This is a genomic window from Paenarthrobacter sp. 10L420 (genome assembly GCF_056395385.1).
In genome coordinates this window covers 75,635-93,226 of sequence record NZ_JBFTJK010000009.1, presented here as the reverse complement: position 1 = coordinate 93,226, position 17,592 = coordinate 75,635, and the positions used below count along the sequence as shown (strand labels likewise).

At 62.8% G+C, this 17,592-nt stretch carries 18 protein-coding genes; 4 read left to right on the top strand and 14 right to left on the bottom strand.

The features are described 5' to 3' along the window. Positions 1-102 precede the first annotated feature (102 nt). A complete protein-coding gene (locus tag AC1DD5_RS14770) occupies positions 103-1,044 on the bottom strand; it encodes an aminodeoxychorismate lyase (protein WP_477521933.1) in 942 nt (313 codons plus the stop codon). Between the two features lie 83 nt (positions 1,045-1,127). Here AC1DD5_RS14770 and cls point away from each other — a divergent pair, with 83 nt between their 5' ends. Further along, positions 1,128-2,600 (top strand): cardiolipin synthase, encoded by a 1,473-nt coding sequence (gene cls / locus AC1DD5_RS14765; RefSeq protein WP_477521932.1) that lies wholly within the window; start codon positions 1,128-1,130, stop codon positions 2,598-2,600. Between the two features lie 5 nt (positions 2,601-2,605). On the opposite strand, the gene pabB is transcribed toward cls, so the two are convergent. The 3 genes from pabB to AC1DD5_RS14750 all read right to left on the bottom strand — a co-directional run bounded on the left by pabB (position 2,606) and on the right by AC1DD5_RS14750 (position 5,945). Next, positions 2,606-4,639 carry an aminodeoxychorismate synthase component I gene (gene pabB / locus AC1DD5_RS14760; protein ID WP_477521931.1) on the bottom strand — a complete coding sequence of 678 codons (2,034 nt, stop codon included), beginning with the start codon at positions 4,637-4,639 and terminating at the stop codon, positions 2,606-2,608. Continuing rightward, entirely contained in the window at positions 4,636-5,229 is a 594-nt protein-coding gene (locus tag AC1DD5_RS14755; protein WP_477521930.1) for a low molecular weight protein-tyrosine-phosphatase, read from the bottom strand. Before AC1DD5_RS14755 ends, pabB begins: the two co-directional genes overlap by 4 nt. 77 nt (positions 5,230-5,306) lie before the next feature. Next, on the bottom strand, positions 5,307-5,945 hold the full coding sequence (locus AC1DD5_RS14750) for a TetR/AcrR family transcriptional regulator (RefSeq protein WP_477521929.1): 639 nt from the start codon (positions 5,943-5,945) through the stop codon (positions 5,307-5,309). Positions 5,946-6,045: 100 nt separating this feature from the next. Here AC1DD5_RS14750 and AC1DD5_RS14745 point away from each other — a divergent pair, with 100 nt between their 5' ends. After that, positions 6,046-6,345 carry a hypothetical protein gene (locus AC1DD5_RS14745; RefSeq protein WP_477521928.1) on the top strand — a complete coding sequence of 100 codons (300 nt, stop codon included), beginning with the start codon at positions 6,046-6,048 and terminating at the stop codon, positions 6,343-6,345. 82 nt (positions 6,346-6,427) lie between these two features. On the opposite strand, the gene AC1DD5_RS14740 is transcribed toward AC1DD5_RS14745, so the two are convergent. The 3 genes from AC1DD5_RS14740 to uriH are packed head-to-tail and all read right to left on the bottom strand — an operon-like array spanning position 6,428 to position 9,932. Beyond that, complete coding sequence (locus tag AC1DD5_RS14740) at positions 6,428-7,399, bottom strand: ribokinase (RefSeq protein WP_477521927.1); 972 nt, start codon at positions 7,397-7,399, stop codon at positions 6,428-6,430. Then, positions 7,396-8,871 (bottom strand): uridine transporter UriT, encoded by a 1,476-nt coding sequence (gene uriT / locus AC1DD5_RS14735; protein WP_477521926.1) that lies wholly within the window; start codon positions 8,869-8,871, stop codon positions 7,396-7,398. Before uriT ends, AC1DD5_RS14740 begins: the two co-directional genes overlap by 4 nt. Then, positions 8,871-9,932 (bottom strand): uridine-preferring nucleoside hydrolase UriH, encoded by a 1,062-nt coding sequence (uriH, locus tag AC1DD5_RS14730; protein ID WP_477521925.1) that lies wholly within the window; start codon positions 9,930-9,932, stop codon positions 8,871-8,873. The genes uriT and uriH overlap by 1 nt, the downstream gene beginning before the upstream one ends. Before the next feature lie 155 nt (positions 9,933-10,087). On the opposite strand from uriH, the gene AC1DD5_RS14725 reads away from it, so the two are divergent. Next, positions 10,088-11,122 carry a LacI family DNA-binding transcriptional regulator gene (locus tag AC1DD5_RS14725; protein WP_477514005.1) on the top strand — a complete coding sequence of 345 codons (1,035 nt, stop codon included), beginning with the start codon at positions 10,088-10,090 and terminating at the stop codon, positions 11,120-11,122. Here AC1DD5_RS14725 and AC1DD5_RS14720 read toward each other — a convergent pair. Both AC1DD5_RS14720 and AC1DD5_RS14715 read right to left on the bottom strand, forming a co-directional pair. Further along, positions 11,106-11,471, bottom strand: a complete 366-nt coding sequence (locus tag AC1DD5_RS14720) for a hypothetical protein (RefSeq protein ID WP_477514004.1) — start codon at positions 11,469-11,471, stop codon at positions 11,106-11,108. The genes AC1DD5_RS14725 and AC1DD5_RS14720 overlap by 17 nt on opposite strands. A gap of 41 nt (positions 11,472-11,512) precedes the next feature. Beyond that, complete coding sequence (locus AC1DD5_RS14715) at positions 11,513-12,139, bottom strand: LysE family transporter (protein WP_442015987.1); 627 nt, start codon at positions 12,137-12,139, stop codon at positions 11,513-11,515. Positions 12,140-12,294: 155 nt separating this feature from the next. On the opposite strand from AC1DD5_RS14715, the gene AC1DD5_RS14710 reads away from it, so the two are divergent. Continuing rightward, positions 12,295-13,368 (top strand): DNA polymerase IV, encoded by a 1,074-nt coding sequence (locus AC1DD5_RS14710; protein ID WP_442015988.1) that lies wholly within the window; start codon positions 12,295-12,297, stop codon positions 13,366-13,368. A 39-nt stretch (positions 13,369-13,407) separates the two neighbouring features. Here the strand turns inward: AC1DD5_RS14710 and AC1DD5_RS14705 are convergent, their stop codons facing one another. The 5 genes from AC1DD5_RS14705 to AC1DD5_RS14685 all read right to left on the bottom strand — a co-directional run bounded on the left by AC1DD5_RS14705 (position 13,408) and on the right by AC1DD5_RS14685 (position 17,494). Then, positions 13,408-14,391 (bottom strand): aldo/keto reductase, encoded by a 984-nt coding sequence (locus tag AC1DD5_RS14705; protein ID WP_477518576.1) that lies wholly within the window; start codon positions 14,389-14,391, stop codon positions 13,408-13,410. Between the two features lie 18 nt (positions 14,392-14,409). Further along, on the bottom strand, positions 14,410-15,645 hold the full coding sequence (locus AC1DD5_RS14700) for an RNA polymerase sigma factor (protein WP_477521924.1): 1,236 nt from the start codon (positions 15,643-15,645) through the stop codon (positions 14,410-14,412). Between the two features lies 1 nt (position 15,646). Continuing rightward, positions 15,647-16,006 carry a YciI family protein gene (locus tag AC1DD5_RS14695; protein ID WP_477521923.1) on the bottom strand — a complete coding sequence of 120 codons (360 nt, stop codon included), beginning with the start codon at positions 16,004-16,006 and terminating at the stop codon, positions 15,647-15,649. 118 nt (positions 16,007-16,124) lie between these two features. Beyond that, positions 16,125-16,940, bottom strand: coding sequence for a methyltransferase domain-containing protein (locus AC1DD5_RS14690; RefSeq protein WP_442003368.1), 816 nt, complete (start codon positions 16,938-16,940; stop codon positions 16,125-16,127). Between the two features lie 44 nt (positions 16,941-16,984). After that, positions 16,985-17,494, bottom strand: a complete 510-nt coding sequence (locus AC1DD5_RS14685; RefSeq protein ID WP_477521922.1) for a MarR family winged helix-turn-helix transcriptional regulator — start codon at positions 17,492-17,494, stop codon at positions 16,985-16,987. Between the last annotated feature and the right edge of the window lie 98 nt (positions 17,495-17,592).

The window sequence follows — 17,592 nt, the reverse complement described above, 5'->3', positions numbered from 1 at the left end:
GGCAAAGAATTCCTTATCAATGAGTCATGCGAGCAATTACTCTACTTGTGATCTGCTAAGTTCCAAGCGGAGCAAAGTAGGCCTCAGTCTGGCCGGCCGGAATTACTCGATTCCGGCAAACAACTCATTCAGTTCTTCTGTGAGCTGCTTCCGGACAGCGGGCGTACCGATCTCCTGGCCGTTAATGTGATTCACCGGCGCGATCAAGCGGATGCTCGATATGAGCCAAACGGCGTCGGCATCGAACAGGTCCTGCGGCACCAGCGGACCATAGCCGAGCTCCCACCCTGCAGCCTTCGCGGCGGCGAACAGTGCGCCCTGCGATGTGCCCGGAAGGATTCCACTATCGTGCTGCGGCGTGATGAGCCGGCGAACCGTCCTGACGGAACCGTCGCCGTCGTCGACTGTGTCCAGGTGGGCAAGCAACACGGTGGACGTCGGCCCCTCGAGGACACGACCATCCGTGGAGGTGAAGATGGCGTCATCGGCACCCTGCTTGTGCGCGTAGCGCAGCGCCGCCATGTTCACCGCGTAGGACAGTGTCTTTGCTCCCAGCAGCAGCCACGGCGCGCGCTCGCCGGCTTCGGTGTCAAAGCCACGGTCCAGAAGCACGACGTCGATACCCGTCTCGCGCTGTCGGCGGCTGCCTGCGGGTGAGGGTGAAGCCTGTACCCAGCATGTGGGGCTCGCCGCGCCTTCAATTCCGCGGGTGACGATCAGCTTGACGACGACTTCGTCCTCTTCGGGCGTGGGTGCCGGGTAATTACCGCGGAACTCTGTAATCGCCGTGTCAATTGCTCGTCGCCAGGCATCCTGCTCCGGGATCGCCAAGTCCAAAGCCGCCGCAGAACTGCTCAGACGGTTCAGATGTGCCTGCACTTTGCGTGCGCGTCCCTGGACGGCGAGCAGCGACTCGAACACGCCATCGCCACGGGTAGCGCCGAGGTCAGTGGCCATGAGCTGGGGCTGGCTGGAATCGGCAATGCGGCCGTTTTCGAAGGCCGGGTCCAGGAAAACGAGGACCGTAGGGGCAGGAGAAGTCATGCTCCAAGCTTAGTGCGGCCCTCCAAAGGGCCGGGCGGATAGGCTGTGGTTACCGTTAGTTCTTGGACCGTGGGGGTTGTGGAGTGCTTTTTCCTTTTCCGATTGGCCTGGAGTGGACGTGGCTTCTGGGTGCTTGGGCCATTGCGGAAGTCATCATGCGCATCGTTCTGCTGGGCATCATCCCCGGTAACCGTCGCCCCACTACGGCCATGGCCTGGCTTCTGGCTGTTTTCCTCGTCCCGACCGTAGGATTCGTGCTCTTCCTGCTTTTTGGAAATTTCCGCTTGTCCAAGCGGCGGCGTCAGCAGCAGGAACAAGTTAATCATCGCGTTCGGGCGGTGACCTCTGACCTGTCCGACCCCGTGAGTACCTATTCCGGCCCGGAGTGGGTGAAGTCCGCAGGTGAGCTGAACCACCGCCTTGGCTCGCTGCCCATGGTTGACGGCAACAAGGTGGAGCTTATTCCTGGTTATGAGGAGTCCATCAAAGCCATGGCCGAGGCCGTGCGGGAAGCTACGGACTATATCAACGCGGAGTTCTACATCATGAGCAGCGACTTCGTGACGGACGAGTTGCTCACCGAACTGGAGAAGGCCGCCGAGCGCGGTGTCACCGTCAGGTTGCTCTTCGACCACATCGGAACGTTGCGCATCAAGGGCTACCGTCGGCTGGTCCGCCGGCTCAAGGCAGGCCAGATCCAGTGGAAGCGAATGTTGCCCCTGCTTCCGATCCACGGCCAATGGCGCCGCCCGGACCTCAGGAACCATCGCAAGATCCTGGTCATCGACGGTACCTTGGCGTTCACGGGCTCGCAGAACCTGATTGAACCGTCCTACAACAACCCCAAGCATCGCCGCGCCGGCCGCCAATGGGTGGAGCTCATGGCCCGGCTTGAGGGCCCGATTGTGGCCACCCTGAACGTAGTTTTCGCCACGGACTGGCTCAGCGAGACCGACGAGTCACTCGAAAGCCAGCTTCGTCTTCCATCCCAACCGTCCCCGGGACGTGTCACGGCCCAGGTGGTCCCGAGCGGGCCGGGGTTCGCCACGGAAAACAACCTTCGCCTGTTCAATACGCTGATCTACTCGGCGCAGCACAGGATCTCCATTTGCAGCCCATACTTTGTGCCTGATGACTCCCTGCTCTATGCGATCACCACTGCGGCTCAGCGTGGCGTTGATGTGGAGCTCTTTGTCTCCGAAAAGGGCGATCAATTCCTGGTCCACCACGCCCAGCGGTCCTATTACGAGGCTCTCCTCGGAGCAGGTGTTCGCATCTACCTGTACCGCGCTCCGTACGTACTCCACGCCAAGCACTTCACCATCGACGACGAAGTTGCGGTTCTCGGCTCCAGCAATATGGACATGCGCTCCTTCTCCCTGAACATGGAGGTTTCGGTGATGCTCCTGGGCGCCGAAACCGTGAACCTCATGCGGGCCGTGGAATCCACGTATCGCGAGGTATCCCGTGAGCTTACGTTGGATGACTGGATGGATAGACCCCCGTTGGCCAAGTATGTGGATAACGTCGCGAGATTGACGGCGACGCTCCAATAGGCTGCTCAGCCTGGGAAGTCAGCCCCCAGCGTCGACATCACGCCAAACGCCTTGGTCCGGATCTCTTCGTACTCGTCATCTGCCACAGAATCTGCAGTAATTGCCCCGCCGACGCCAAGGCTGAGTGTTCGCACACCGTCATCGTCCGGATTGACCACCAGGGTGCGTATCACGACGGCGAGGTCCGTGGCAGCGTTCAGGGAGAAGTAGCCGATCGCTCCTGAATAGATACCGCGGGGGCCCGCCTCAAGCTGGTCAAGAATGTCCATGGTGCTGATCTTCGGCGCACCGGTCATTGACCCAGCCGGGAAGGCGGCAGCCAAAGCCTCTGCCCGCGGAGCGCCCGGTCGAAGGTGCGCGTCCACGGTGCTGACCATTTGATGGACCGTGGCGTAGCTTTCGATCGCGCACAGCCTGCTGACCGTCACCGAGCCTGGAATCGCGAAGTGGCTCAAGTCATTGCGCAGCAAGTCCACGATCATGATGTTTTCCGCGCGGTCCTTCAGCGAGGTCTCCAGGTCGCGGCGCAGCTCGGCGTCCTCCGTGGGGTCGGCGGAACGCCCACGCGTGCCCTTGATCGGCTCGGCCCGCATGCCGCCGTCGGAGAGAATCCGCAGGAAGCGCTCGGGCGAGGTGCTCGCGACAACCAGCTCGCCGAACCGAAGGTAGCTGGCAAATGGTGCCGGATTGCGGCGGCGCAACGCCCGATAGCTCTGCCACGGATCAAGCCCGCCGGCAGGGGCTTCAAGCATGGTGGTCAAGCAAATCTCGTACGAGTTGCCTTCGCTGATTTCATGCTGGGCGTCGGCGATCTTGCTCTTATAGTCCGTCGCGCTATCCCGGCAGGTAAATTCCGGAGCCGCCCCTTGAGCGGACACGACGGCGGCAGCCGGGGCGGCTGAAGCAGCCCCGACGGCGGTTCGTGCCTGGCGCAACCACTCATCGGCGTCGGGCGCTTCCAGGGCGAGCAGCCACACAGTGTGCTCGCGATGATCCAGCACCACGGCCCGCCCAGCGAAGAGCAGAGCTGCGTCGGGAGTGTCGGGTTGGACGTCGTTGCCACCGGTTTCCCGCTTGAGCTCGTAGCCCAGATAGCCCAGCCAGCCGAGCGTGAACTGGCCATCGTAGCCGCGGGGTGCCCGCACGGCCCGGCGTCCCCAAACAGAATCGAGCCAGCGGAAGAACGGTCCGGAAGTTTCCACAGTGGCTGTTCCGGCGGTCACTTTGGTGATTCCTTGACGGTGCTGGACGGACTGGCCGAACGTGCCGCCGTCGTCCGCCAGAATGCTGAAGCGGCTGCGGGCAGCCGCCTGGGACGTCCCTGAAACCGCGGAAGCGTTGGAGGAATCCAGCCAAACAGCATTGGTCGAGGAACCGTAGAGGTTCTGAAAGAGCGCCTCGGCGTCAGGAACTGCGCTGATCTTTTCGGACCGGAGCTGCAGGCCTCGACGCGCGCTGAGTTCCGGCGAGAGGATCGCTGACAACGACGGCAAGTACCGCATTGCCTGCAGGACGTCGTCCGGGGCGTTGCCATCCGCGAGGTTCTGGACCCGGATGTCTGCTGCGCCGATTACCTCGTCAGCTTCCAGCCAAATATCCTCTTGGGCAGCCCAGCTGTCCCAATAAGGTTCGTAGGTATTTCCGTCACGAGCCAAAGCCCGACGACGGCGATCGTCACCGGGGGATTCGACCCAGACGACGGCGTCCAGCATGGGGCGTGCCGCGTTCGCTGCGGAGCCAACGCCCTCCACGATCACGATTTCGGCTGGCAACGTTACGTGAAGCGCGCCGTCGTAATGCCGTTCCCAATCCCAGCTGACCCACTCCGCCGCGTCGCCTTGGCTCAAAGGTGTCAGGACCGTTGCGACGTATCTTTCGATGCCTGTGGCAAGGCCGTTCCATCCGGGATAGATGTCTTCCAGATGGAAAAGGGAAACCTTGTGGTGCTCCCGAAGGCGGGCCGCCAGTTCAACGGCCAGCGTGGTCTTGCCCGCGCCGGACCGCCCGTCCACGGCGATGATCACGGGTGCAGGGGTCATGACATAGAGGTTACCTGCTGGTGCTCGCTGGCTTCGTTTCGGGCATCGCCGGCGCTACGTCCGGAGTCTCCTGTTGCCTGTTCTGTAATTGCGGCGCTCACGTAGCGCACGATGCCTGGAATAGCGGCTTTGATAAGGGTCCAGGTGTTGTCGAAGTCGGTATGACCGCCGTACCAGGGATCCTCGATGCCCTGATCCAGGGAGCTGCGCCCAACCATCACGGGATCGAAGCTGCGCAGCATCCGGACTTTGGCCAAGGAGTCGCGATCCGGGGCGCCCTCCTGAAGCCAGCCGAAATGATCGACGTCCAGTGCCAGGATGAGATCCCGCTCAGCGAACCACTCGCGCCTCCAGTGGCGTGCGACGTGGTCCTCCGAAGCGATGTGGTGGGCGGCCAGTTTGCGGGCTGCCCGGGGATCGATGGGGTGCCCCACCTCGTACCCGGTGGTGCCCGCTGAGTCCACCACTATCAGCTTGCCGAGCCCTTCCGCTTCGAAGGCTTCGGTAAGCATGAGCGCTGCCATGGGCGAGCGGCAGATGTTGCCAGTGCAGACCGTGATGATGCGGTATGGGCTCGTCGTTGAGTACATGCAGCAAGCATGGTTGATGGCACCCCTTCTTGGCTAGGGGCCACTTCACAACGGAGTCACTTTTCCTGTCAAAGCTGTCACAGGGTGTAGGGGGTGGGCACCGTTTCTGTGGTTGCTGACCCGTCCGACGCTGCTTCGGCAACCAGCGCGGAGGCGGCCAGATAGACGGTGCGTACGACGGCGGCGCGTCGCCTCTCGAGGCGGCCGGGGTCGTTCCCGGCCATGAGTCCATCAAGTGCAGGCAACACCGGGGCGGTATCGCAAAGACTCACGATGGTGATGAGGAGATCGCCGGCGTCTTCCCTTGAGATTCCGGGGAGGGCTGCAATGGTGCTGTTGACCTTGGAGGCGCAGTTGGCCATTCGTTTGGGCAGGCCCACAACTTCCGTGCCGCGTTCCAGGCCTTCCCAGAAGAGGAGGCGTGGCGCGGTGGCGTCCTCTTGATGATGATCGAACAGGCGGCCGGCGTAGTCCGCCATGGCCGCTGGGCCCTCGCCGTGGATGGGTACTTCATCCATGAGGGAGCTGAGCGCAGCGACGATAACCGCATCAAAAAGGCCGTTCTTGTTGCCGAAGTACTGGTAGATGCGTTCTTTGTTGACGCCGGCCTCTGCGGCGATTCGATCGATCCGCGCCCCGGCAAGTCCTCGGGTGCAAAACTCCGAGGTCGCCGCCTCGAGCAGGAGTGACTTGGTGCGCTCTGTGTCCCATGCCATAAGTATCAGATTACCATTTCCCAACTAAGTAGTTGTAATTATTGGCAAGTGTGGTTATTGTGAGACCAAGCTAATTACAACTATCTGGTTGGAGAATGCCATGACCCCTCAAGCTACTGCCCAAACGGACGCTGCTGAAATCGCTCCACCGGCCCAGCCGAAAGCGCCGTCCGTGCACATGCGGGCCCTCATCACCTGGATGGCGATCTTCCCCTTGGTTTCCATCGGCATGCTGTTGCTCGGGCCGATCATGGAGCCGTGGCACCCGATTCTGCGGGCACTCTTGCTGACAGCCCTGGTGGTCCCGGCTGCCGTCTATTTTGTGGTCCCACGGCTGTTTGCCGGCCACGGTGCACTGACGCGCAGGGCAGTGGAGCGCGCCGCCCGTAAGTCTGCTTAAAGACCAACTGACTGGCATTTGTGGTTGCTCTGAGCGTTGAGAACAACCACAACTGCCAGTCAGTTGGGTGGGAGCGCTGGGACTAAACGCCCCGCAGCTGCTCTACCTGGGCAATGGTCGGGTAAGCGGCCTGGGTGCCCTTCTTCGTGGCGGCCAACGCGGCAGCCACTGAGGCAAAGCCAGCGGCGTCGGCGAGGGATTCCCCGGCAGCCAGTCGTGCCGCGACAGCTCCCGTGAATGCGTCACCCGCACCGGTGGTGTCTACGGCCGAAACGCGGGTAGGGGCAATACGGGTGATCTGGTCCTGGGTACCCCGGGCCAACGAATCCAGCACAACAGAGCCGTGGGCGCCCAGCGTTACCAGCACGCGCTGCAAACCCCTGTCGGCAAACTGGCTGCGAACAGGTTCCCATGCTTCGGCCTCCGCGTCGGCGTCAGGAACGTCGGCTTCGCCGCCCAGGAACAGTGAGGCCTCGTGCGCATTGACCAGCAGCACGTCGCTCAACCCGGCCAGAACCTCGGGTACCTCCGCGTAAGGCGAGAGGTTCAAGATGACGGTAGCGCCGGCGTCGTGCCCTGCTTGTGCAGCGGCGATCACGGTATCGATCGCGACCTCAAGGCAGAGGCAAACAACGGCAGCATTGTTGATGGCGTCCGCTGCCGCGCGCACGTCTGCCGGGGTCAGAGTCCCGTTTGCCCCGGCCGAAATGATGATGCTGTTCTCGCCGCTGGCATCCACCGAGATGACCGCGACGCCCGTCGCGGCGTCCGAGCGCCGGACGCGGGTGACGTCCACACCGGCGTTGGCGGTGGAGTCCAGGAGCATCGTGCCGTTGGCGTCGTCGCCCACCGCGCCAACCAGGCTGACCTGGCCGCCGAGCTTGCTGGCCGCCACCGCCTGATTGGCGCTCTTGCCGCCAGGGTTGACGGCGAAACCATTGCCGTGGACCGTCTCGCCGGGCTTGGGAAGGCGGTCGCAGTAGATGGTCAGATCAGCGTTCAGGGACCCGAGGACGACGATCCCCGCCGTGGGCGCGCTGGTGTCGGTGCTCATTTGCTTGCCTCGGCTTCGACGGCTTCTGCCTCGGCAACTTCTGGAACCTCGGCGACTTCTGCATCCAGAGGTTTCGGGATCAACAGCGAGGCTGCGAAGGCGGCCAGGGTGATGGCGAGACCCACCACCACGACGGTGAGGTACGACGCCTTGGCGTCGCCCAGTGCGGACGTCGCAACGAGGACCGCAGGCAGGACCAGGAAGCTCAGACCGGCGCCGAGGTTGAAGGCGCCCGCGTTCATTCCGGGGAGGAAGCCAGGGTTGCCTTGGGGCGAGAGGACCACGCCCAGTCCGTTCAGCATGATGTTGACGGTACCGGCGTACATGATGCCCAGCAAGGCCGTGCCCACGATCATCATCGGCAGGTTGTTCAAGCCGAAGAACGCGATGATAGCCAGGGCCACAAGGCTGCCCAGCAGGCCGATGCGAAGGACCTTCGTGTAGCCGAGGACAGGGGCGAGCCTGCCGCTGATCGGGCCGAAGAGCCAACCCAGCAATGCGTACGGCGTGAGGATCATGAGCGACATTTCGGTCGGGCCCACGCCGAAACCGGGTTCGGCCGCCTGAACGAATGCCGGGACGATCCCATTGATGACCGCGAAGATACCCGTCATGGTCAGCGTGGTGGTCAAAAGCGGCGCCCACGTGGAACGCTGCCGCAGGTGCACGGTTTCCACCATGGGCTGCTTGGCGCGCTTTTCAACAGTCCAGAAAGCGAAGAACGCGACGCCGGCAACCAGGATCAGGCCGATGGCCAACGTTAGCGTCCCCGCGTCGAAGGCCGTGGCCAGTTTGGAGCCTTCGTTCAAGGCTGTCAGGAGGGCGCCCACCGCGATCACGATGAAGAACACGCCCAGCCAGTCCATGGTGGTTCCGGCAGCAGGTTTGCTCTCTCCCGCCAGCACGGCGATCAGGACCGTCGCCACCAGGGCCAGGGCAACCATGAGCCAGAAGATGCTGCGGAATCCCAAGTTCTCGGCGAAGTAGCCGCCCACGAACGAGTCGACACCAGCCACGCCACCGTTGACCGCGGTGATAAGGCCCATCAGGGTGCCGTATTTGCGTGGGTTGCTCACGGCTGAGCGGAGCATGATGAGGCAGAGCGGCACGGTGGGACCACTGACGCCCTGGATGATGCGGCCTACGAAGAGCCAGGTGACATCCGGTGCGAGTGCCGCGATGACCGAACCGACAGCCATCAGCAGCATCATGCCCACAAGGATCTTCTTGCGGCCCACGATGTCGCTGAGGCGGGGGAGGAAGAGGGAGAACAGTGCTGCGGCCGTGAAGAACCAGGTCTGGGACAGGCCGATGGTGGCTTGGTCGGTATGAAGCTCATTGCCGATGGTGACCAAAGCGGGGCTGAGCATGGAGGCGTTGAGCTGGAAGGCAACACAGGCTGCCAGCAAGGCCACCGTGAGTGCAGTGACGTTACCCCGGGTGGACTTGGTTTCCGGTGCGAGGACAGACATTACTTTGCCTCTCCAACTGCGAGGGTGGCTTGCTTGTCGGGGGTTTTCGCACCCGCGGTGGCGTCAGCGGCGCCGTCGAGCGTTGGTTCGCCGATCCGTTCGATCGCATCGGTGACAAGATCCCAGAACTTCTTGTGATCCAGATCCACGGCCACGGACGTGTGGCAGTCCTCCGGGGCGGGTGCGCGGAAGTCGGCCACGGTCATGCCGAGGGTGAGCTTGCCCTGCAGTTCGATGTCCACGGGCACCTTGCGGATTGTCATTACGGTGGGGTCGATGACGTAGGCAACTGCGCAGGGGTCGTGGACCGGGGGGAAGTCGAACCCTTGCGCGTCCTTGTAGGTCTTCTGGAAGAAGTCCATGAGTTCCATGACGAACTTGGCCGGCTTGGTGCCGATTTTTGCTATGCGGTCCACCACCTCGTCCGTGGCCAGCGCCTGGTGCGTGAGGTCCAGGCCAACCATCACCAGCGGCCACTTTTCGTTGAAAACAATGTGTGCGGCTTCGGGGTCAATGATGATGTTGAACTCCGCCACGGCACTCCAGTTGCCCACGTGGTAGCCGCCGCCCATGAGGACAACTTCCTTGACGCGCTCAACGATTCGCGGCTCCTTGCGGGCGGCCATGGCGATGTTGGTCAGGCCCGCGGTAGGTACCAGGGTGATGGTGCCCGGTTCGTGTGCCATGACGGTTTCAATGATGAGGTCGACGGCGTGGCGCGGGTCCAGCTCGATAGCAGGCTCAGGCTGTTCCGGGCCATCCATGCCTGAATCGCCGTGGATGGTGGGGGCGGTTTTGATGGTGCGGACCAAGGGGCGGTCACAGCCGGCGGCGAACGGAACGCCGGTGATGCCAGCGATGGTGGCTACCGAGAGGGCGTTGCGCGTGACTTTTTCGAGGGTCTGGTTGCCCACCACCGTTGTCACTGCAAGCAGCTCGATGTCCGGGTTGCCGTGGGCCAGCAGCAATGCCACTGCGTCGTCATGGCCGGGGTCGCAGTCAAGAATGATCTTCTTGCGTGCTGTCATCGGATTGGGGTCCACGTTTTGTCTCCACGTCATTGGGGCCTGCCAGGTTCTAACCAAAGCAGGGCAGTAAGCATTCATGGGAATTCTGGCACTGCTTCAAGGGTTACGTCAAGCGCTTAACGTGCATCACGTTAAGCGCTTGATGCCTTGGGCCCCTGTTCACACTCCAACGACGCTACGATCGATGCATGGATACCTTGGATCGGCGGAACCCCCGCTCGCCCCGTGTAACGGCTGCGATGGTGGCCGCCCGGGCCGGGGTTTCCACTGCAACCGTTTCCTTGGTGGCCAACGGCAAGACGCAAGGACGCGTATCCGAGGACAACATTTCACGCGTCCGCTCGGCGATCGCCGAACTTGGCTATGTAGTGGACAGCATTGGGAGTTCGCTGGCTCGCGGGGTCAGCTCCATCGTCATCCTCGTGACGCCGGACGTGTCCAACCCGTTTTTCGCCAACGTGATCGCGGGCGTCCGGGAATCCCTTGGCCCGGAATACCAATTGCTGCTCTCGGTGACCGATGCCGGGGAGTCGCCGCAAGCTGAGGATGTCCGCAGATTGTTGGCACTCCGTCCGGCTGGCTTGTTGGTTGGCGCCCCCAGTGCTGAGTTTCTGGAGGACCTGTCCGCGGCAGGACCGCTTGTGCTCCTCGACGCGCCCGGCCTCGAGTCGTACGCACCATCCGTAAACCTCGACGTCGCCCAAGGCGCGCGTGAGTTGGCGCGTCACCTCGCAGCGTCCGGGCATACCCGCGCCGCCTACATGGACGGGATCACCGGCACCACCACTTTCCACCTCCGCAGGGAAGCCTTCCTTGAAGAAGCAGCCACCTGCGGGCTTTTGGTTGCCGAGGGGCATGTCATCAGCACCGCGATCGACGTCGGTGCTGCCGCTGCCGCGTTCGCCGGCGCCTGGCCGGCGTGGCAGCGCGAGGGGGTGACCGCCGTCGTCTGCGGTACCGATACCCATGCCTATGGCGTGCTGCAGGAAGCGCGTGTGGCAGGCGTCCGGATTCCTGCCGAACTGGCTGTGGCTGGCTTCGATGACCTCCCGTATTCAGCCACCAGCAATCCGAGCCTCACGAGCGTGCACCTGCCGGCCACCCCGCTTGGACGAAGGGCCGGAGAGCAACTCCGCGGGCTCATGGAAGGCCGGGATTTGGAGGAGCCGCACGTGACGCTGGAGAGCTCGCTGGTGATTCGAGGGTCTACGACGCTGGGTTAGGCAATAGCGGGCGGAGCTGGTCCTCGGTGACGGGCAGAGACACCGTGAAATAGACCTGGGGCGCCGTCATATCGCCCCAATCTTCCTTTTTCACTCGCACCACAGATGGAGTGACTTCGGCTATTCGGACCCTCAGCCAGTCGCCGTCGTCGAGCCGTAATTCGTGCGGGTCAGCGAGGTAGCGCAGCCCCAAATCATCGAGAATTTCTTCAGCGCTCAACCAGTCCACAACGTCGGTCCGCGGACGGCCCAATAAGTCCATGGCGACGAAGCCATCATTGACGGGCTTCACCCATCCAACGTGCTCGCCGTCCTCCGCGCGTCGGTGTTCGATCCAGTCCGGTCCCATGCCCTTGACGGTAGCACCGCATCCGCTTGGGGTCGTTCTGGCTAGTGGATGACGGCGAGCAAGATGCCCACGAGGACGAACAGGCAGCCGAAGACACGGTTGAGGACCTTCTGGCCGCGCTCATCATGGGTGAACCGCTGGAAAGAACGTGCTGCCAAAGCGAAGAAGAACCACATGACCATGATGTCGATGAACAGAATCGTGGCGGTTAGCACTGCGTATTGCTGAAGCAGCGGCTGCTCCGGCCTGATGAACTGAGGCATGAAGGCAAGGAAGAACACAATTGCCTTGGGATTCAGCAGGTTCACCCAAATGCCGCGTTGGAACATGGACAGCCCGGACTCGTTCTTGCGGCTGTCGACTTGCTCTTTGTCCAGGTCGGGCTTGTGCAGGAACTGCCGGATGCCCAGGTATACGAGGTAAGCCGCGCCCGCGTACCGGATGATGTTGAAGATCACAGGCGAGTTGGAAACCAGCACGCCAACGCCCAGGGCCACGATGACGATGTGGATAACCAAGGCCAATTGCTGGCCGAGTATGCCCCAGATGGAGCGACGGAATCCGGAATTGAGCGAGTTGCTCATCGTGAAAATGGCACCGGCGCCGGGAGTGAAACTGATCAGGGTGCCGGCACCAACCAGGGCCAGCCAAAGTGAAAACTGCACCATGTCAGCTTATGCCGGTGAGGTGGGTGGTCTGGACGCGTTGCTTCCTGACCTTGTTTGGCCGTCCAGAGTGCCAATTGAAGCCCAAACGGGTTGATTTCAGCGCACCCTGAGCCCAAAGAGGGTCAGGAGGCCGCGGCTTAGGGCAAACTGGTGCCGTGAGCGGAATCCCGTGGGTACTGCACGTTGACCTCGACCAATTCATTGCGGCTGTCGAGGTCCTCCGGCGCCCCGAGCTCGCAGGCAAACCGATCATTGTGGGTGGTCGCGGGGATCCGACGGAACGTGCCGTGGTATCCACGGCATCCTACGAAGCCAGGGCATTCGGCGTCGGCTCCGGAATGCCTCTGCGGATAGCGGCACGCAAAGTACCGGATGCCATCATTCTGCCTGTCGACCAGGACGCCTACCTGGCGGCCTCGCACGTAGTGATGGCCACCTTGCGCGCACAGCCGGGAGCCACGGTTCAGGTGCTCGGTTGGGATGAGGCCTTTGTTGGCATCGAGACCGAGGACCCGGAAGCGTATGCCCGGCAGATCCAAGCTGCCGTCCTGGAACAAACCCAGTTGCACTGCAGCGTGGGCATCGGCGACACGTTGGTCCGGGCAAAGAATGCGACGGATTTCGGTAAACCAGCTGGCATTTTTCGGCTTACCAAAGAGAACTGGCTCGACGTCATGGGCAGTAAGCCCACCAAGGAGCTGTGGGGCGTCGGACCCAAGGTGTCGCAACGGCTGGCAAAGCACCACATCACCACAGTCGCCGAGCTTGCTGCGTCCGATCCCCAGGACTTGGTCCCGGAGTTCGGCCCCAAGATGGGCCCTTGGTATGCGCAGCTCGGACGAGGCGAGGGTGCCAACGAAGTGGACGACACCCCGTGGGTTGCCCGGGCACACGGCCGCGAGACCACGTTCCAGCAGGACCTCACCGAGCCCTCCCAGATCAGCGACGCCATCAAGGAGCTGACAGCGCGGGTCCTTGAAGACGTGGCGGCCGAGGGGCGGCCGGTGGTGGGGCTGACCCTCAAAGTCCGGTACGCCCCGTTCTTCACCAAGACCTACGCAAGGAAGATTCCAGAGACCTTCGATCGGGACGAAGTCCTCGCGCAAGCCTTGGACGTTACGGCGCGGATCGAGCCCGACCGTCCCATCCGGCTTCTGGGACTACGCGCTGAAATGTCGATGCCCGATGACGCCCGAAGAGGACACACCCCCACCCGCAGTGGATGGTGACAGCGGCGCCTGTGTACATGCCCGACGGCGATAGGCCGGCTACCAGCGCGGGTGGATCGCTTCGCGGAAATACCGATCATAGATGTCCTGGACCCCAGCGGTGAGCCCTGAACCTACGGACTGCATCGCTCCCGCCTCCGCGTTCGCATGTGCTTGGACTGAAGAACGGGCACCGGGGATGACCGTGCTGACGCCGTCCTGGGCGATGACCCAGGCGAGGGCCGCTTGGGCGGTGCTGACGCCGTCGGGCACTAATGCGCTGAACTCTTGGGCGGCTTTTACCCCGGTGGCGAAATCGACACCCGAGAAGGTCTCGCCGACGTCGAACGAGGACCCATCGCGGTTGTAGTTGCGGTGGTCGTTCTCCGCGAACTCGGTTTCCGGCGTGTACTTTCCGGACAGCAGTCCGGAGGCCAGCGGCACTCTGGCGATGATGCCGACTCCGGCCTGCTTTGCTGCCGGGAGGACTTCATCGAGCGGCTTGAGCCGGAACGCGTTCAGGATGATCTGCACGGACGCAGTGTTCCCGCGGTTGATGGCTTCAAGGGCTTCGTCAGTCCGCTCGACACTGACGCCGTAGTTGCGGATAACGCCTTCGCTGACGAGGGTGTCCAAGGCGTCGTACACCTCATCCCGCGTGTAGACGGCGGTGGGCGGGCAATGTAATTGGACGAGGTCCAAGGTGTCCTGCTGCAAGTTCCGGCGCGAACGGTCAGTCCATTCGCGGAAGTTGGCGAGGGTGTAGTTTTCGGGCACTTGGTCCACGCGCCGGCCCATCTTGGTGGCAACCATCAGGTCCAGCCCGGGATTGGCGCGGAGGAAGCGTCCGATCAGCTGCTCGCTTCGACCATCGCCGTAGACATCGGCTGTGTCGAAGAAACTGACGCCGCCGTCAACCGAGGCTTCCAGGACGGCAAGTGCGTCTTCCTCTGTGACATCGCCCCAGTCCGCTCCGAGTTGCCACGTGCCTAGTCCAACGGTGGACACCGACCTGCCGGTCTTACCAAGTATGCGCTGTTCCATGGGTTCGACTATATGGGGTCAATGCTCGTCCATTCGCGCAACTTTCCCCATCAGGTACCGCCGCTCCTGCAGGCTGCCCGTTTTCTTGGCGGCGGCGAGGTAGGCGGCACGAGCTTCCCCATGCGAGCCTGCCATTTCATGCAGGTGGCCCCGCACCGCATCCAGGCGGTGCGACCGACCAATTGCCGAATCCAGCCCGGCCAGCAGCTCAAGCCCAGCGGCTGGCCCATTCACCATGGCCACAGCCACGGCGCGATTCAGCGTCACCACAGGACTCGGCGCTACGGCTTCAAGGACTGTGTACAAGGCGAGAATCTGCGGCCAGTCCGTCTCGGCATCAGACGGCGCCTCCGCATGCACCGCAGCGATCGCGGCCTGGAGTTGGTACGGCCCAGCCGCGCCACGTCCAAGCACGGAAGACAGGAGTGCGATGCCTTCCTCTATCTGCCCGCGGTTCCATAAACTCCGATCCTGTTCGGACAGCGGCACGGGCATCCCATCAGCCAGGGTGCGCGCGGCACGACGGGAGTCCGTCAGCAGCATCAGAGCGAGCAAACCGGTGGCCTCGAGCTCTCCCGGCGCCGCGCTCACCAACAGGCGTGCCAAGCGGATCGCTTCGGTGGTGAGGTCTTCGCGCTGCAGTGAGTCGCCCGAGCTTGCGGCGTAGCCTTCGTTGAAGATCAGGTACAGGACGTGAAGTACGACGCCGAGCCTCGCCTTCCGCTCGGACTCCGGCGGCATGTCGAACCGGGCGCCTGCCTTCTGGATCCCTTGTTTCGCACGGCTGATGCGCTGGCCCATGGTCGCCTCGGGGACGAGGAAAGCAGAGGCGATTTCCGCCGTCGTGAGTCCTCCTACGGCCCGGAGCGTCAAGGCGAGTTGCGACGGTGCGCTGATCGAGGGGTGGCAACACAGGAACATCAGGGTCAGGGTGTCGTCGGCTTCAGACGCGGCGCCGTCCTGGAAATTGACCTCCATTGCGGCGACGCGTTCCTCCCGGGCGCGGCGCGCGCTTTCACTGCGCCACACATCAACCAGCCGGCGCGATGCGACAGCCAGCAGCCATCCCTTCGGATTTGCAGGCAGCTCGGATGGCCATTGGAGTGCGGCCTCAATGAGGGCTTCTTGCACCGCGTCCTCGCAGGCGTCGAACTGTCCGTGGTTGCGCGCCAGCACGCCGAGGACCTGCGGCGCCAAGGTGCGCAGCAGGTCCTCAATGTCGCGTGGGGGAACCTCGCGTGGGGCAACGGCCAAATTAGACCTCCGGGGGACCGTCCGGGATAGCGCGCAGCTCCACTACCTGCGAGTACTTGACGATGCTCGAGCAGATTTCCACGGCGCGTTCCTCGCTGGCCACGTCCACCACCCAGTACCCGATCAGCGATTCCTTGGATTCGACGTACGGGCCGTCGGTGGTGATGATGCCGTCCGGGGTTTGCTTGACGAGCTTCGCTGTGCCGGGATCGGCCAAGCCTGCATTAAAGACGAGTTCACCGGAATCGCGGAGATCCTTGTCGATCTGGATCATGAACCCGATCATTTCCTTGATCCACTCCGGATCGGCGGTTTCCATCATGCCCTCGGCGGACCCGAACATCATGATCATGTATTTCATCTCAAACTCCTTATGAAGTGGCGCCCTGTTTGGGTGCTTTCACTCATGGGTCGGAACTGCGGGGCGCTTTTCTACATGGTTCGGCAAAGTTTTTTTGGAAAGTTCCTTCACGTGCAACCTAGGCCCGGGCGATCACCTCGCCGTTGGGAATCAGGAAGTAGCCATCGTCCGTGGCTCCCCAGCGGTGCCAGCCCGCAGCGATCCGGGCGAGATCGGCCTCATTGGCGAACCCGTACTCGAGGGCTTGCTCGGCAAAGGCGGAGTGGAGGACACGTTCGCTCCACACGCGGGACTGCCATGCCCGCTGTTGGGCTGTGGCATAGAGCCAGTTGCTGCTGCTGGGCGCCACCTGGGCGAAGCCTGCCTGCTGTGCCCACGAGACCAATCGACGGCCGGCATCCGGTTCGGCACCGTTGCGCCGTGCGATCTTCTGGTAGAGCTCCATCCAGTCATCGAGCTCGGGGACTTCCGGGTACCAGCTCATGCCGTGGAAATCGGCGTCTCGGACTGCCACGATCGCGCCCGGTTTGGCCACGCGGCGCATCTCACGCAGGGCGGCGACGGGATCGGTGAGGTGCTGCAGGACTTGATGGGCATGGACGAGATCGAAGGTCTCGTCCTCAAACTCGAGATCGTAGATATTGCCCGTGCGGAACTCTACGTTGTTCACGCCACGGTCCTTCGCCAGTTCCGTTGCCTGGGCGACGATGTCCGCCGAGCGGTCCAGGCCGATGACCTGAGCTGGCGCGACCAGCCCCGCGAAATCGCACGTGATGCTGCCTGGTCCGCACCCGACGTCGAGGACCGACGTCCCCGGGGTGAGATGCGGAATGACAAACGCGGCCGAATTCTCGGCCGTCCGTGAGGCGTGGGCCCGGACAACCGACTCGTGGTGCCCGTGGGTGTAGACATCTTCAGGCTGCTGCGCGTTCATAGGGAAACGCTACAACTTCGCCGGTGGATTTCGGCGGAATGCGGTTAGTTGCCGTTCTCCGCGGTTTCCGTGCGGGCCGCTACGGTGGCCTCGATCATGTCGGACATGAAGCGTCGGACAACATCCAGTTCGTCAGCACTGTACGCGCCCATGGCCTGGCCCATGCGGATGGCCAGTGGCATGAACATGGCACTTCCATCCCGGTAGGCCTTCGGCGTCATGACCAACTGGATCTGGCGCCGGTCCGTGCCGACACGTTCGCGCACTACGTGTCCCGACGCGTGAAGCCGGTCCACCAACGCGGTAGTGGCTGGAGAACTCAGACGTAGTTCGTTGCGCAGGACGCCAGGTGTGACAACACGACCCGCGGCAGAATGTCGCATGATCACTGCCAGGGCGTTGAGATCCGTCCGGTGCATGTCGTTCCGGCCGCCGGCTGCGTCGACATAGTGGTTGGCTTCCAGAGTGAAGTCCTGAAGGAGCCGCACCAAGTCCTGGGGTGCCGCTGTTTCCGGGCGTTCGACACCGGGCTGCGGGTCTGGAAACTCAGACATCCTGCCCTCCCGATTGCTTTTAATAACTGCCCTGTCGGATATTACTCCCCGCCAAACAGGAACCCGGCATCAGTAAAATGGTTCACTCTTGGAATAGT

Coding starts and splice junctions, on each gene's coding strand:
- uriT (WP_477521926.1), bottom strand. CDS start 8,871: ATGTCTGTCCTCGCACCGGAAACCAAGTCCACCCGGGGTAACGTCACT.
- AC1DD5_RS14720 (WP_477514004.1), bottom strand. CDS start 11,471: ATGGGACCGGACTGGATCGAACACCGACGCGCGGAGGACGGCGAGCAC.
- AC1DD5_RS14690 (WP_442003368.1), bottom strand. CDS start 16,940: ATGAACGCGCAGCAGCCTGAAGATGTCTACACCCACGGGCACCACGAG.
- AC1DD5_RS14745 (WP_477521928.1), top strand. CDS start 6,046: ATGACCCCTCAAGCTACTGCCCAAACGGACGCTGCTGAAATCGCTCCA.
- AC1DD5_RS14695 (WP_477521923.1), bottom strand. CDS start 16,006: ATGAAATACATGATCATGATGTTCGGGTCCGCCGAGGGCATGATGGAA.
- uriH (WP_477521925.1), bottom strand. CDS start 9,932: ATGACGTGGAGACAAAACGTGGACCCCAATCCGATGACAGCACGCAAG.
- AC1DD5_RS14740 (WP_477521927.1), bottom strand. CDS start 7,399: ATGAGCACCGACACCAGCGCGCCCACGGCGGGGATCGTCGTCCTCGGG.
- AC1DD5_RS14770 (WP_477521933.1), bottom strand. CDS start 1,044: ATGACTTCTCCTGCCCCTACGGTCCTCGTTTTCCTGGACCCGGCCTTC.
- AC1DD5_RS14725 (WP_477514005.1), top strand. CDS start 10,088: ATGGATACCTTGGATCGGCGGAACCCCCGCTCGCCCCGTGTAACGGCT.
- AC1DD5_RS14750 (WP_477521929.1), bottom strand. CDS start 5,945: ATGGCATGGGACACAGAGCGCACCAAGTCACTCCTGCTCGAGGCGGCG.
- AC1DD5_RS14715 (WP_442015987.1), bottom strand. CDS start 12,139: ATGGTGCAGTTTTCACTTTGGCTGGCCCTGGTTGGTGCCGGCACCCTG.
- AC1DD5_RS14705 (WP_477518576.1), bottom strand. CDS start 14,391: ATGGAACAGCGCATACTTGGTAAGACCGGCAGGTCGGTGTCCACCGTT.
- pabB (WP_477521931.1), bottom strand. CDS start 4,639: ATGACCCCTGCACCCGTGATCATCGCCGTGGACGGGCGGTCCGGCGCG.
- AC1DD5_RS14685 (WP_477521922.1), bottom strand. CDS start 17,494: ATGTCTGAGTTTCCAGACCCGCAGCCCGGTGTCGAACGCCCGGAAACA.
- AC1DD5_RS14755 (WP_477521930.1), bottom strand. CDS start 5,229: ATGTACTCAACGACGAGCCCATACCGCATCATCACGGTCTGCACTGGC.